Origin of the sequence: Roseovarius sp. 217, assembly GCF_000152845.1 — a bacterium.
Taxonomy (GTDB): Bacteria; Pseudomonadota; Alphaproteobacteria; order Rhodobacterales; family Rhodobacteraceae; genus Roseovarius.
In genome coordinates this window covers 249,438-262,607 of record NZ_CH902584.1, presented here as the reverse complement: position 1 = coordinate 262,607, position 13,170 = coordinate 249,438, and the positions used below count along the sequence as shown (strand labels likewise).

General features: G+C 61.0%; 13 protein-coding genes and 1 tRNA gene. 3 read left to right on the top strand and 11 right to left on the bottom strand.

The window, feature by feature from the left end; translation table 11 throughout:
- Positions 1–6 precede the first annotated feature (6 nt).
- The 10 genes from ROS217_RS01345 to ROS217_RS24265 form a co-directional block, all read right to left on the bottom strand.
- Complete coding sequence (locus ROS217_RS01345; RefSeq protein WP_009815840.1) at positions 7–939, bottom strand: 2-hydroxyacid dehydrogenase; 933 nt, start codon at positions 937–939, stop codon at positions 7–9.
- Between the two features lie 5 nt (positions 940–944).
- Positions 945–2,084 (bottom strand): rod shape-determining protein RodA, encoded by a 1,140-nt coding sequence (rodA, locus tag ROS217_RS01340; RefSeq protein ID WP_009815839.1) that lies wholly within the window; start codon positions 2,082–2,084, stop codon positions 945–947.
- Positions 2,081–4,024, bottom strand: coding sequence for a penicillin-binding protein 2 (gene mrdA / locus ROS217_RS01335; RefSeq protein ID WP_009815838.1), 1,944 nt, complete (start codon positions 4,022–4,024; stop codon positions 2,081–2,083). Before mrdA ends, rodA begins: the two co-directional genes overlap by 4 nt.
- Positions 4,021–4,560: a hypothetical protein gene (locus ROS217_RS01330; RefSeq protein WP_009815837.1), complete on the bottom strand. Its 540-nt coding sequence runs from the start codon at positions 4,558–4,560 to the stop codon at positions 4,021–4,023. The genes mrdA and ROS217_RS01330 overlap by 4 nt, the downstream gene beginning before the upstream one ends.
- Positions 4,553–5,482, bottom strand: coding sequence for a rod shape-determining protein MreC (gene mreC / locus ROS217_RS01325; RefSeq protein ID WP_040650284.1), 930 nt, complete (start codon positions 5,480–5,482; stop codon positions 4,553–4,555). Before mreC ends, ROS217_RS01330 begins: the two co-directional genes overlap by 8 nt.
- 31 nt (positions 5,483–5,513) lie before the next feature.
- The gene (locus ROS217_RS01320) at positions 5,514–6,560 is read right to left on the bottom strand and encodes a rod shape-determining protein (protein WP_037275078.1); all 1,047 of its coding nucleotides are present in this window, start codon (positions 6,558–6,560) and stop codon (positions 5,514–5,516) included.
- A 132-nt stretch (positions 6,561–6,692) separates the two neighbouring features.
- Positions 6,693–7,994, bottom strand: a complete 1,302-nt coding sequence (hisD, locus tag ROS217_RS01315) for a histidinol dehydrogenase (RefSeq protein WP_009815834.1) — start codon at positions 7,992–7,994, stop codon at positions 6,693–6,695.
- Between the two features lie 103 nt (positions 7,995–8,097).
- Complete coding sequence (locus tag ROS217_RS01310; protein ID WP_009815833.1) at positions 8,098–8,568, bottom strand: DUF2948 family protein; 471 nt, start codon at positions 8,566–8,568, stop codon at positions 8,098–8,100.
- Positions 8,565–9,833: a UDP-N-acetylglucosamine 1-carboxyvinyltransferase gene (gene murA / locus ROS217_RS01305; RefSeq protein ID WP_009815832.1), complete on the bottom strand. Its 1,269-nt coding sequence runs from the start codon at positions 9,831–9,833 to the stop codon at positions 8,565–8,567. Before murA ends, ROS217_RS01310 begins: the two co-directional genes overlap by 4 nt.
- A gap of 5 nt (positions 9,834–9,838) precedes the next feature.
- On the bottom strand, positions 9,839–10,006 hold the full coding sequence (locus tag ROS217_RS24265) for a hypothetical protein (protein WP_009815831.1): 168 nt from the start codon (positions 10,004–10,006) through the stop codon (positions 9,839–9,841).
- Positions 10,007–10,092: 86 nt separating this feature from the next.
- On the opposite strand from ROS217_RS24265, the gene ROS217_RS01300 reads away from it, so the two are divergent.
- Positions 10,093–10,167, top strand: a tRNA-Thr gene (locus tag ROS217_RS01300).
- 52 nt (positions 10,168–10,219) lie between these two features.
- On the opposite strand, the gene ROS217_RS01295 is transcribed toward ROS217_RS01300, so the two are convergent.
- Positions 10,220–11,272, bottom strand: coding sequence for a DMT family transporter (locus ROS217_RS01295; protein WP_050766399.1), 1,053 nt, complete (start codon positions 11,270–11,272; stop codon positions 10,220–10,222).
- A 204-nt stretch (positions 11,273–11,476) separates the two neighbouring features.
- On the opposite strand from ROS217_RS01295, the gene ROS217_RS01290 reads away from it, so the two are divergent.
- A complete protein-coding gene (locus ROS217_RS01290; RefSeq protein WP_009815829.1) occupies positions 11,477–12,679 on the top strand; it encodes a hydantoinase/carbamoylase family amidase in 1,203 nt (400 codons plus the stop codon).
- A 145-nt stretch (positions 12,680–12,824) separates the two neighbouring features.
- Entirely contained in the window at positions 12,825–13,142 is a 318-nt protein-coding gene (locus tag ROS217_RS01285; RefSeq protein ID WP_157046504.1) for a 4Fe-4S dicluster domain-containing protein, read from the top strand.
- The last annotated feature ends 28 nt before the right edge of the window (positions 13,143–13,170 follow it).

The window sequence follows — 13,170 nt, the reverse complement described above, 5'->3', positions numbered from 1 at the left end:
CCCGTTTCAATAGCCCTTGGTGCGATCCACCAGATGCAAAAACGGCTCTCCCGCCTCGCCGCGCCGGACATTCTCGATGATCACCCGCGCCGCCGTGATGGGCCGCGTTTCGGAGGCGATATGCGGCGTCACCGTCACGCGCGGATGCGCCCAATAGGGATGTGCGGGCGGCAACGGCTCCACCCGGAACACATCCAGCGTGGCATGTCCGATATGCCCTGCGTCCAACGCAGCCAAAAGCGCCTCATCGTCAATCAGCGGCCCGCGTCCGGGGTTCACGATCATCGCCCCTTTGGGCAGCAAGGACAGCCGTTCGGCATTCAACAGGTTCTCGGTCTCGGCCGTCATCGGTAGCAAAAGAACAAGGATTTCAGCGGTTTGCAGCGCCACGCGCAGCCCGTCATCGCCCGAGAGACAGGTGATCCCCGGCACCTCGCGCGCACTGCGCCCCCAGCCTGTGACCGGAAACCCAAGACCGCGCAACGCCTTGGCGCAAGCCTGTCCCAGCACCCCCAGACCCAGCACCGTAACGGGGCGATCCTCGGCCAAAGGGGGGATCGTCTTGCGCCAGACCCCGTCCTGCCCAAGGATATGCGCATCCATCCCCAGATGATGCCGCAGCACATGGCCCGTGACCCATTCCACCATCCCTTGCGTCAGCCCATGATCGACCATCCGCGTCAAGGGCACCTTTAGCGTTTGATTTCCAACGATATTCTCGACCCCGGCCCAGAGGTTCAACACGGCCTTGAGGCGGGTATAGGGGGTGAAATCCTGCACCGCGCTGTTGGGGGCATAGACCATGTAATCGACGTCTTCTGGCGCGAGATCGAGTGCAAGGTTCGCGGCGACACCCGCCTCGGAGAGGGCTGATTTCAAAGGCTTTTCATAGATGTCCCACTGCTCGGGTCGAGCAGCAAAGAGGATATTGGGCGTCATTAGTCCTACCTTGGTTTGTGGATATGGGCGCTCTGGACAAGGCCAAAGCCTACCATGAGCACGAGCATCGCCGATCCGCCATAGCTGACCAGCGGCAGCGGCACGCCGACCACGGGCATCAGGCCCATGACCATCGCCATATTAACGGCGAAGAACAGGAAGAATGTCATCGCCACCCCCAGAATGAGCAATGACGAATAGCGGTCCTTGTTGCCGAACGCCGCAGAGACGCAGAACACCAGGATGAGCGTATAAAGCCCCAGAATGGAAACGCCGCCGATAAAGCCGAATTCCTCGGCCAGCGTCACAAAGATAAAGTCTGTATGTTTCTCAGGCAGGAAGTTGAGCCGCGATTGCGTGCCCTGCATAAAGCCCCGGCCCGTCCAACCGCCAGAGCCGAGCGCGATCTTGGATTGGGTGATGTGATAGCCTGCGCCAAGCGGATCATTATCGGGATTGAGAAAGGTGTCGATCCGGCGATACTGATAGTTTTCAAGCAGTTGCCAGTCGGTGCCGCGACTTTCGAACACAGCAAAGATCAAAGCCACCACAGCAAGGATCACGGTTGCGAAATAGGCCCAATGCACACCTGCGACAAACATCATGACCCCCCCCGCCGCCAAGAGCAGGATCGACGTGCCGAGATCGGGCTGGCGCAGCACAAGGGCCACTGGAGTAAGGATCAAGCTCACCGGAATGAGCACCCATACAGGCCGCGACACCCGCGACATCGGCAGCCAATCGTAATAGGCGGCCAATAGCATCACGAGCGTGATCTTGACCAGTTCCGAGGGTTGCAGCCGCATGAACCCAAGTTCGATCCACCGCTGCGCACCCTTGCCCTCGACCCCAACCAGAGCGACGGCGATCAGAAGGGCGACTGAAATCAGATAGGCCAGAAGCGACATATTGCGCCAGAACCAGATTGGCACCATGGCGACGACGAGCATCACAGCGAGGCCGAGCGCAAATCGCTTCATCTGAGGTTCGGCCCAGACTGACAAATTCCCCCCCGCAACCGAGTAAAGCATGAGAAAGCCGATCCCCGCGACCGCGCAAAGCAAGAGGATAAGCGGCCAGTTGAGATAGAGGATCTTGCGCGCGCCCGACGGGGCGGTCTTGATGGAGTGTTCGAGATAACTCATGCGCGGTCCCTGTCTTCGGCATCGGGGCTCGGGCGGGTATTGCGCAGCTTTTCCTGAAGGGCCTTGATATTGGGACGGTCGGCCTCGGGATAGGCGGTGAGCGGCGGGTCTTCGCCGTATAGGGCCTGAAGGATGACATCGCGGGCAATCGGCGCCGCGACGGTTGATCCCCCGCCGCCATGTTCAACCACCACCGCCACGGCATATTTTGGGGCGTCAAAGGGCGCAAAGCTGACAAAGAGCGCGTGATCGCGCTGTTCGCGGGGCAGGGCACTATTGCTGAGCACGCCGGTTGCGCGTTCGCCGGTCGAGATGTTGCGCACCTGACTGGTGCCGGTCTTACCTGCCATGCGAAAAGCATCTTCGACAATGCGACTGCGATAGGCGGTGCCGCGATTGCTGTTGGTGACGGCAAACATCGCGCGGCGCACCTCGCGCAGCAGGTTTTCATTAAGGCCCATCGGTTCACCGTGGCCAGAAGGCTGTTCGACCCCGTCGATGGATTTGACCAGACGGGGCGTCACGCTCCGGCTGGTGGCCAGACGTGCTGTCATCACCGCGAGTTGCAGTGGCGAGGCCAGCACGAAACCCTGCCCGATCGAGGCATTGGCGCTATCCCCCACGACCCAAGGCTCGCCACGATTGGCCACTTTCCATTCGCGCGTCGGGGCCAACCCCTTGGCTACACTGGTCATTGGCAGGTCAAACTGCACCCCAAGACCCAGACGTTCGGCCATGGCGCTGATGTTCTCGATCCCTGTCCGCAAGGCGAGTTCGTAATAATAGACGTCGCAACTTTCGCGGAGGGACAGGTGGAGATCCATGTTGCCATGCCCGCCGCGTTTCCAGCAGTGAAAGCGGCGGCCACTGATTTCCAGATGGCCGGGGCAATAGACCGTGTCCTGAAGCGACATATCCCCCGCCTCGAGCGCGGCAAGCGCCGTCACCATCTTGAAGGTGGACCCCGGAGGATAAATGCCCTGCACCGCCTTGTTGGGCAGCGGGCGGTAAGGATCATCGAGCAGGGCGCGATAGTCCGCCACAGAGATGCCGCGCACAAAGAGGTTGGGATCGTAACTGGGGGAAGAGGCACAAGCCAAGATGTCACCGGTTTCGCAATCCAGCATCACCACCGCCGCGCTCTCTCCATCAAGGCGCGCGTTGGCGTAGGATTGCAATGTGTTGTTCAGTGTCAGTTGGATGTCTGCCCCCGGCTGCCCCTCCTGACGGTCAAGTTCGCGCATCACGCGCCCTGCGGCGTTGACCTCGACACGTCGTGTCCCAGCAGAGCCGCGCAACAGGTTCTCGTGCTGCGCCTCGAGGCCGATCTTGCCAATCTGAAAGCGGGGCAGCCGCAAGAGTTGTTCCGGCGCGTCAATCCGTTCGAGATCACGGTCGCTGACCGGGCCGACATACCCGACCACATGCGCATGATCGCCCCGCAGCGGATAGCGGCGCGAAAGACCGACTTCGGGATGCACCCCCGGCAGAGCGGGCGCGTTGACCGCGACGCGGCTGATCTCCTCCCAAGTGACGCGGTCAGCGACCGTCACGGGGGTATCGCCGCGCAGTTCCGTCAATTCACGCCGGGCCTTTTCCAACTCGCCCGGATCCAGTTCGACCAGTCGGGCAAGTCGGGCTATGATTTCGTCCACGTCGCGGGCCTGTTCTCGGATCATGGTGATCCGGTAGCTGGGCACGTTTTCGGCAATGACCCGTCCTTCGCGGTCAAAAATGCGACCGCGCGTTGGGGGAATGAGCTGAACGTTGATACGGTTTTCATCGGCCAAAAGGCGGAACTGATCGGCCTGTTCAAGCTGCATATAGCGCATGCGCAGCGCGAGCGCGCCCATCACGCCCAATTGCAGCCCACCCACGACCAGACCGCGCCGGGTGATCCGTCGCTGGCTCTCTGCGGTGTCGCGGGGCGGGCGTCTCATAGGCGCGGCCCCGCCGTATCAAGATCGCCGGGCGCGCGCTTGCGCACACCCAACAAGACATGTGACAGGATAGCCATGGCCGGGTATGCGACCAATGTTGACAGGAGTTGCATCAGGCTGAGACCCAAAGGGGCCTGATCCACCATGAGAAGCGCCAAAATAACCCGGTTGGCAACGGTGATCAGAACCATGGTGCTGGCGACTGAAGCCCATTCCGCCGCAAAGGTTAGATCGCGCAACGAGGGCGCCCGATTGCGCAGGGTCTGTGTACCAATGACCATCAGCGCGGCCCAGAGTCCCGGCGGTCGCTGCAACATCAGATCCAACCCGAGTGTCACCACGGCCACCAGAAGCACCGGAACATAGTCCGGTCGACGCACCGCCCAGGCAAAGGTCAGCGCCATCACGAAATCCGGCCCGGCCCATTTCGGCGGCATATGCTCCAACGGCAGGAGGTGCAGAAAGAGCAGAGTGATACAAAGCACGAGATAGAGCGCCCGCATGACCCAAGACCGTGGCACGAGTGCATCAGCCATTGCCAGCCTCCGCAGCCTCTGCCGGATCGGTCGGGATGGCAGGGCCCTCCGTGCCGGGTAGGATCAAGGGGGCGATCACTTGTCCGGGGTCGGTCAACCGCTCTTTCTCATAGCTGCGCAGAACGCGCAGGAACTCTAGTCGCTCGTAGTCGGCAGATATGCGGACGCGCATACGACCGCCCGGATCTTCGGCCAGTTGACCGACCAAAAGACCAGCGGGAAACACTCCGCCATCGCCCGAGGTCAAAACGCGGTCGCCCGGGCGCACTTGATCCGGGGCTTCGACGAAATCGACCACCGGCGCGATGGAGTTATCGCCGATGATCAGCGCGCGCTGTCCCGACGGCTGGATCGTGACCGGGATACGGCTCGAGGTGTCGGTGAGCAGGATCACCCGCGCGGTGTTGCGTCCAACGCCGGAGATTCGCCCAACCAGCCCCAGACCGTCCATCGACGCCCAGCCATCCATGATGCCATCGCGTGCGCCTACGTTGATCAGCACGGATTGCCGAAAGGGCGAGCCGCTGTCCGCCATCACCACGCCGGTGACATAGGTCAGACGCGGATCGAGCTGCACATTGTTGAGATCGAGCAGGCGGGCGTTTTCCTGTTCGAGTTGCAGGGCCGCCTCTTTCCACGCCTTCATCTGTTGCAATTCGCGGCGCAGATCCTGATTTTGTTGGTACATCCGCTGATAGCTCTGGAAATCGCGCAGAATGTTGACCGCCCCCGTGACCGGCGCCATCGCCCAGTCGAACGACGGGACGACCCGGTCTACGACCTGCGCGCGGAACCTCTCGACGCGCGGGCTGTCGATCCGCCAGATCAGAAAAATACCAAGCAGGCACAACAGCAGAACCCCCAGAAGCAGGCGCTTCAGTGGACCGCTGTAATCTTCGCCTTGTCCCCGGTCCCTAGCCACGGAATCCCCCTTCTACACAAAGGTGGGTGGTTCAGCTGTCGTAGTCAATCGCGTGGCGCAACTGCTTTTCAAACTCGAGCGCCTTACCGGTGCCAAGGGCCACGCAATTGAGACTGTCGTCGGCGATGGACACGGCCAGCCCGGTCTGTTCGCGCAGCGCCAGATCGAGATCACCCAAGAGAGCGCCACCTCCGGTCAGCATCACGCCCCGGTCGACGATATCGGCTGCCAGATCCGGCGGAGTGGCCTCAAGCGCCGTCATCACCGCCTCGCAGATCTGTTGCACCGGTTCAGCGAGCGCTTCTGCGATCTGTGCCTGACTGATTTCGATTTCCTTGGGCACGCCGTTGAGCAGGTCACGACCACGCACATGCATCGAAGTGCCACGCCCGTCGTCGGGCATGCGCGCCGTGCCGATGCTGGTCTTGATGCGCTCGGCGGTGGATTCGCCCACCAGCAGGTTTTGCTGGCGACGCAGATAGTTGATGATCGCTTCGTCCATGCGGTCGCCACCGACCCGCACCGAGCGGGCATAGACGATATCGCCAAGGCTGAGAACCGCGACTTCGGTCGTGCCGCCGCCGATGTCCACCACCATGTTGCCGGTGGGATCGGTGATGGGCATGCCAGCCCCAATGGCCGCAGCGATCGGCTCCGCAATCAGGCCCGCCCGGCGTGCGCCAGCAGAGAGCACCGATTGCCGGATCGCGCGTTTTTCCACCGGCGTCGCGCCATGGGGTACGCAGACGATGATCTTGGGCTTGGAGAAGGTCGAGCGCTTGTGCACCTTGCGGATGAAATGCTTGATCATCGCCTCGGCGGTGTCGAAGTCGGCAATAACGCCCTCGCGCATGGGCCGGATTGCCTCAATGCTGCCGGGTGTGCGACCCAGCATGAGCTTGGCATCCTCGCCCACGGCCAGCACTTTGCGGACACCGTCCTTGATGTGATAAGCGACAACCGACGGTTCCGAAAGGACGATGCCACGTCCTTTGACATAGACCAGCGTATTCGCCGTTCCCAAATCAATTGCCATGTCTGATGAAAACAGACTGGGAATCCTATCAAATATAGACATATGCGCCCGTGCCCTGTCGCTCAAAACGATGATTAACCCCGCGACTCGGGGTCTGGGGCGTTTGCCCTTATAGTGTCCGGATGGCGCGGGTGAAAGGGTGCGTTTCGAGTTCGCAAGCGTCAAACCGCCGCTTTAAGTGTTCAGATGGTCAAGTCTCGCGCGCACGGAAAGGCCATGTGCTTCAAGGCTCTCGGAGATGGCCAGCGTTTCGGCCGCGGGGCCGATAGCGCGCAGCGCTTCGGGCGTCATCTTGGCCAGTGTCGTGCGCTTGAGGAAATCCATCACCGACAGCCCGGACGAGAACCGGGCAGAGCGCGCCGTGGGCAGGACGTGATTGGGCCCACCCACATAATCGCCAATCGCCTCCGGGGTCCAAGCCCCCAGAAAGATCGCCCCGGCATGGGTGATCTGTTCGGAAAGGGTGTCAGGATCAGCGACGCAAAGCTCCAGATGTTCAGGCGCGATACGGTTCGAGAGCGTTGCTGCTGTGGCCATGTCGGGGACAAGAATAATCGCGCCATAGTCGCGCCAGCTGGCCCCCGCAATGGCGCGGCGCTCGAGCGTTTCAAGGTGGCGGTCGATGGCGGCGCTGACCGCGTCGGCCAAATCGGCATCGTCGGTGATCAGAATGGCCTGCGCGCTCTCGTCATGTTCTGCCTGGCTCAGCATGTCGAGCGCGATCCAGTCGGGGTTTTGCCCCCGGTCGGCAATCACGAGGATTTCCGAGGGGCCGGCGATCATGTCGATGCCGACTTTGCCGAACACCCGCCGCTTGGCGGCGGCGACAAAGGCGTTGCCGGGGCCGGTGATCTTGTCCACCGGGGCAATCGTTTCGGTGCCATAGGCAAGGGCGGCAATCGCCTGCGCGCCACCGATGCGATAGATTTCATCCACGCCCGCGATTTGCGCGGCCAAGAGAACCAGCGGGTTCGCCTTACCATCGGGGGTCGGCACCACGATGGCCAACCGCTCGACCCCAGCCACCTTGGCGGGAATGGCATTCATCAGCACGGATGAGGGGTAAGAGGCCAAGCCGCCCGGCACATAGAGACCCGCCGCAGAAACGGGAGTCCAGCGCCAACCCAGCCTTGCGCCGCTCTCTTCGGTCCAGCTTGCATCCTCGGGCATCTGCCGCGCGTGATAGGCGCGGATGCGGCTGGCGGCCAGGTCCAACGCGTCACGCTCTGCCTGCGGCACTTGACCGATCAGCGCCGCAATTTCTTGAGGTGAAAACCGCAGCGTTTCCGGCGTCAGCGTCAGGCGGTCGAACCGCTCGGTCAAGGCGATCACCGCTGCGTCCCCACGGGCGCGCACATCGGCGATGATGCCCGCGACGATATCGTCCACATCGGGGCTGTCCTCGCGTTTGGCGCTCAGCAAGTCTGTAAAGCAGGTCTCGAAATCGGGCGCGGTGGCGTCAAGCGTGATCGGCATGGCGGTTCCTTTCGCCGGGGGACATAGCGGGGTGGGACCCCTGTCTCAAGTCCCCGCATTTTTCTTGGGGCAAATACTCATACTCGGCGGCTGGCGGTGCGGATCAGCCCTCGTGATGGGGCACCTTGCCCGAAGGTGCGCGGTAGGGCCGTGTCACATCCTTGAGTGTGACCTCCAGGGCCTCGACCTCCAGCCGCAGCGCGCCATCGCCTGCCAGTGTCACGAGCACATGGCCCGCGCCCTCTGCTCCCGGCTCGAAGGTGATCGCGAGCAGCGACAGGATCATATCCTTGTCTCTCCGGTCGATGCCTTGGCTGGCCACACGCAAAACATTGTCCACCACCAAGAGCGATCGTACCCGTTCCGGCCCATGCCGTGGCTGACCCTGATCCTCCCACCGAAAGCGGTTGAGCAGCAGGCCCAAGCGACGCTGCCCCGCCTGCCATGTCATTTCGGTGATTGGAAAGACCGCATCCTGTGCGAGGCTCGAAATCACCCTGAGATCATCGGCGTCCATCGCCCCAAGATTGAGCGGCGCTTCGCGTCCATCCTCGAATTTGGCGTCTTGGGTCATTGACCACTGATCCTCTCGATTTTCGCACCGACGTTGCCCAGCTTTTCCTCGACCCGCTCATAGCCGCGATCAAGGTGATAGACCCGGTTGACGATGGTTTCGCCCGCTGCGGCCAGACCCGCAAGGATGAGCGACACAGAGGCCCGCAGATCGGTGGCCATGACCGGTGCACCCTTGAGGTGATCAACCCCGGTCACCGTGGCGGTGCCACCATGGACCTCAATCTTGGCCCCCATCCGCATCAGTTCTGGCGCATGCATGAAGCGGTTCTCGAAAATGCGTTCCTCCAGAACCGAGGTGCCTTCGGCGGTACACATCAACGCCATGATCTGCGCTTGCAGGTCGGTGGGAAATCCGGGGAAGGGCTCTGTCACCACATCGACAGAGCGCACCAGTCCGTTCTTGCGGCTCACCTTGAGACCCTTCTCGGTCTCGGTCACGCTGACGCCCGCCTCTTCGAGCTTGTCACAGAAAGCACCCACAAGGTCGCGCCGCCCGCCAAGGCATTCCACCTCGCCGCCGCAGATTGCAGGGGCAAGCATATAGGTGCCGAGCTCGATCCGGTCGACCACCACGGGATGTGTCGCACCACCCAGACGGTCCACGCCCTGAATGGTGATCGTGCTGGTGCCCTCGCCTTCGATCTGCGCGCCCATGCGGCGCAGACATTGCGCAAGATCGACAATTTCCGGCTCGCGCGCCGCGTTCTTGAGCACCGTCGTGCCCTTGGCCAGTGTCGCCGCCATCAGCGCGTTCTCCGTGGCACCGACCGAGACGATGGGAAACTCAAAAATGCCACCCTTGAGGCCACCGGGCGCGCGGGCATGCACATAGCCATCGCGCAGGTCCAACTCTGCGCCCATCGCTTCGAGTGCGCGCAGGTGCAGGTCTACGGGCCGCGCCCCGATGGCGCAACCACCGGGCAAAGACACGACAGCATGTCCATCGCGCGCCAGCATTGGCCCAAGAACCAAAATCGAGGCACGCATTTTGCGGACGATGTCATAATCGGCCACATGATTGTCCAGGGCATGTGAAGACAGTGCTAGAACTTGACCACCCTGCATCTGCGCCACTTCTGCCCCCAAGGATTGCAAGAGCGTGGTCATCGTCTTGATATCTGACAGGCGCGGCGCGTTCGTCAGGGTCAGGGGTTCTTCGCTGAGCAACGTGGCGGGCATCAGCGTGAGGCAGGCATTCTTGGCCCCTGCAATGGGGATTTGCCCACTCAATGGCCCGTTGCCGGTGACGATAATCGAATCCATCTGCTCTACCCTTCATCCTTGTCGTCGGTTGCCTTCGGGTCCGGCGTCTCGTCGGCCCGTGCGCGCATCTGCGCCTTACGCCGCGCGAGATTGGCCTTCAATGCCGATTTAAGCCTGTCGTCTCGGCTCTGACCTTGTTTCGCGCTCGTATCCGGCGTTAGTTTTTTATTCATGGCCTCTCTCTTACAGGAGGTGAGAAAAACCGTCCAGTTACCCCTTGCGCCATATGCAATAAGCGTCTAATCAGCGCGCCACACGTGCTGCTGTAGCTCAGTGGTAGAGCGCGTCATTGGTAATGACGAGGTCGGGAGTTCAATCCTCCCCAGCAGCACCAGTTTTCCCCGTTTTGCGGTGACCTTCCATCAGGAAACTCTGGCCGTGATGGTCTATGCGCCCTTGAAATTGATGCTTCCTTCGCGTTCGAGAGCGTCGTCGAGTGCCATTTTTTCGGCGATTTCCGCGCGGCGTTCTGCCTTTTGACGGCGAAGTCGGCCATATTGGCCGATGCCGATCCCTGTAAGGATGATCGCACCGCCGGGGATCAGGCCGGGGCCAGGGTCTTCTCCGAGCAACAGCATGGCGATAACGAGCGCTGCGACGGGAGAGAACGACGTGGCCAAGGATATATCACCCGAGCGCGCATATTTCAGGCCGAGGGTCCATGAAAACTGTCCCACGACGATGACGAGGATGGCATATACCCAGACCCATTTCCAAACGATGCCCGAAAAAATGTCTTGAAAATGCAAGGCTCCATAGAGGTAGATCGCGAGGAAATAATAGATGATCGTGCCAAGAATGGTTCGATAGATTGAGAAGATTCCCAGTGGAATGCCCTTGAGCCCAACCCGGCTGACGATGGTCGAGGCGATGAAGGACAGGGTCGCAAACACCGTCGCAATCTCACCCTTTCCAAATGTAAAGGCGGCACTATCGCTGTTCAGAACCAGCATGAGAAGTGCGCCCAGAAGGGCAATCAGACCAGCGGCAAAGGCCCAATAATCAAGTTTTTCCCCAAGAAGGAGGAACGTTGTGAGCAAAAACAGCGGCGGTTCGATCCGCCCGATCAGTACCACATTCGTAACGGTGGTGTAATCGAGCGCGATAAAGAACAGGGCCGGTGTCACCGCTGATGACAAAAGTGCCGAAAGCGAAAGAATCCCCCAATCCTTGCGCGTGAGCCTGCGCAGGGTCTCGCGTGTCCAGTCTTTGTGAAACATGATGCCCATCGGAATGAGCGACAGCAGAGACCCCAGAAAGAGCAGATTGCAAAGCGTAACGGCGTTGCGCCCCATCACGGGATGTTCTCGACCAATATCGGCCAGCAACGAGACCACGGAATTGGACGCCGCGTAGACCAGCACCGCAACCCAGACCAGGACAGCGCCCATCAAGGCCAAAGATTTGCCTGAAGGCTCTCTATTTACGGCGATGTTCATTGTGGCTGTTCCCGTTCTCTCGTGACCGTTCTGGGCCAGATCCTGCGCCATCTTCGCCAGACCTGTTCAAAAAGCAACAAAACGATGATCACGCCTTGGTGGTGAGGAAGAGAGACACGTTGGTGGTTGCGATCGAAACACAGCCATTGCCCCTGCGGACGAGGTCTGTAACCTGCGCGAAGATGCACAAGTCGGGGGGGTGTGATGCTCGAGGTCAAACCGGAACGGTTTTTGGATGATCTGCACCATCTGCGCAGCTTTGGTGCCGCGGGGGTGGGCAAGGGCGTGGTGCGGCCTGCCTATAGCCCGCCCGATATTGCCGCTCGGCACTGGTTGGCAGAGCGTATGGCAGAGGCAGGGCTCAGACCGCAATTTGATCCGGTGGGCAGTCTTTTTGGATTGGTTGATGGGCCATCGCTCTTGCTGGGCAGTCATAGTGACAGTCAACCTGAGGGCGGTTGGCTGGACGGCGCGCTGGGAGTGATTGCCGGGTTGGAAATCGCCCGAGCCGCCCGAGAGGCGGGTGGCCCGCCCGTGTCAGTCGTATCCTTTCAAGATGAAGAAGGGCGCTTTGGCGTGACCACGGGCAGCGCGATCTGGTCGGGAAATCTGGCTCTGGAGGTGGCGGACCGGCAGACGGATCGAATGGGCGTCAGCTTTGCCGAGGCGCGTGCGGCGATGGCGCATTTGGCGGGAAAGTTTGTCGATCCCTCGCAGTTCTCCGGGTTCATGGAACTGCATATCGAACAGGGCCCATGGCTGTCCGAAGCCAAGGAGGCTGTGGGGATTGTTACTGATATCGTAGGGATTCGGGATATGCGGATCACCTTTGACGGCGAACAAAACCATGCGGGCACCACGCCCATGCATCGCCGCCGGGATGCCTTTCAAGGGCTTGCGCGGTTCAACGCTCTGATCAACGAGCGGTTTCGCAACGTGGTGTCTCCACAAACCGTCTGGACCATTGGGCATGTCGCGCTGCACCCGGATGCGCATTCTATCGTTCCGGGGCGCGCGACCTTCTCGATGCAATGGCGCGATGGAGATACCGAGCGATTGAGCCGCATGGAGACAGTCATTCGCGACGCCGCCGAGGAGGTTGCGAGCGCGGCGGGTCTTGGCCTCAGCTTTGGCGATATGCTGGGACTGGAACCGGTGCCGATGGATGCGCGCCTGCGTGCAGCGCTTTGCGAGAGTGCGGACACGGTCGCTCCGGGACGTTGGCGACAGATGCAATCGGGCGCGCTGCATGATGCCACCAATGTGGCGCGACTGATGCCAGCGGCCATGCTTTTTGTGCCGTCGATCAATGGCATCAGCCATGCCTTCGCCGAAGACACTGACGAGGCTGATTTGGTGACCGGTCTCATGGTGCTCGCGGGTGCGGTGGGGCGCGGTTCAGTCTGACACGTATGCTGCACTGCTGCGTGACAAGTAACGATATTTTTACACAATGAACGGATCTGAATCATGGGCGAGTCGCATGTCTTTATTTTCCATTCGAGGTTGGCGGGGTGACTCAGATTTGTGGGCCGGAGGAGGGCGGAAACATATGCTGTATGAGTTTAGAGATCGTATGTTGCCGGATGTCGAAGGTCTTGATGCTCTGCCGCGCCCGCCGGGTGCGGTGCGTGAAATGCGTCTTGCCGACCTATGCACCGGGTGTGGTGATTGCGTCGCAGTCTGTCCGAACCAGATCATCGAGTTGGATAAGGAACGTTTGCCGGTTGTTATCTCGATTCAGAGTTGTGGACTGTGTGGCCTATGCGCCGACGTCTGCACGCATGGTGCGATCGAGTTCACCCGCGAGACGCGATCCGGTCTGACGCGCGTATTACAGGCTGAGGCCAGTAACGGGCCGATTTTCTGATGACGCAACGGTGACGGGGCGCAGGTCC

Excerpts from the sequence above, each read along its gene's own strand:
- ROS217_RS01345 (WP_009815840.1), bottom strand. The coding sequence starts at position 939 with ATGACGCCCAATATCCTCTTTGCTGCTCGACCCGAGCAGTGGGACATC.
- rodA (WP_009815839.1), bottom strand. The coding sequence starts at position 2,084 with ATGAGTTATCTCGAACACTCCATCAAGACCGCCCCGTCGGGCGCGCGC.
- mrdA (WP_009815838.1), bottom strand. The coding sequence starts at position 4,024 with ATGAGACGCCCGCCCCGCGACACCGCAGAGAGCCAGCGACGGATCACC.
- ROS217_RS01330 (WP_009815837.1), bottom strand. The coding sequence starts at position 4,560 with ATGGCTGATGCACTCGTGCCACGGTCTTGGGTCATGCGGGCGCTCTAT.
- ROS217_RS01320 (WP_037275078.1), bottom strand. The coding sequence starts at position 6,560 with ATGTCTATATTTGATAGGATTCCCAGTCTGTTTTCATCAGACATGGCA.
- hisD (WP_009815834.1), bottom strand. The coding sequence starts at position 7,994 with ATGCCGATCACGCTTGACGCCACCGCGCCCGATTTCGAGACCTGCTTT.
- ROS217_RS01310 (WP_009815833.1), bottom strand. The coding sequence starts at position 8,568 with ATGACCCAAGACGCCAAATTCGAGGATGGACGCGAAGCGCCGCTCAAT.
- murA (WP_009815832.1), bottom strand. The coding sequence starts at position 9,833 with ATGGATTCGATTATCGTCACCGGCAACGGGCCATTGAGTGGGCAAATC.
- ROS217_RS24265 (WP_009815831.1), bottom strand. The coding sequence starts at position 10,006 with ATGAATAAAAAACTAACGCCGGATACGAGCGCGAAACAAGGTCAGAGC.
- ROS217_RS01295 (WP_050766399.1), bottom strand. The coding sequence starts at position 11,272 with ATGAACATCGCCGTAAATAGAGAGCCTTCAGGCAAATCTTTGGCCTTG.
- ROS217_RS01290 (WP_009815829.1), top strand. The coding sequence starts at position 11,477 with ATGCTCGAGGTCAAACCGGAACGGTTTTTGGATGATCTGCACCATCTG.
- ROS217_RS01285 (WP_157046504.1), top strand. The coding sequence starts at position 12,825 with ATGCTGTATGAGTTTAGAGATCGTATGTTGCCGGATGTCGAAGGTCTT.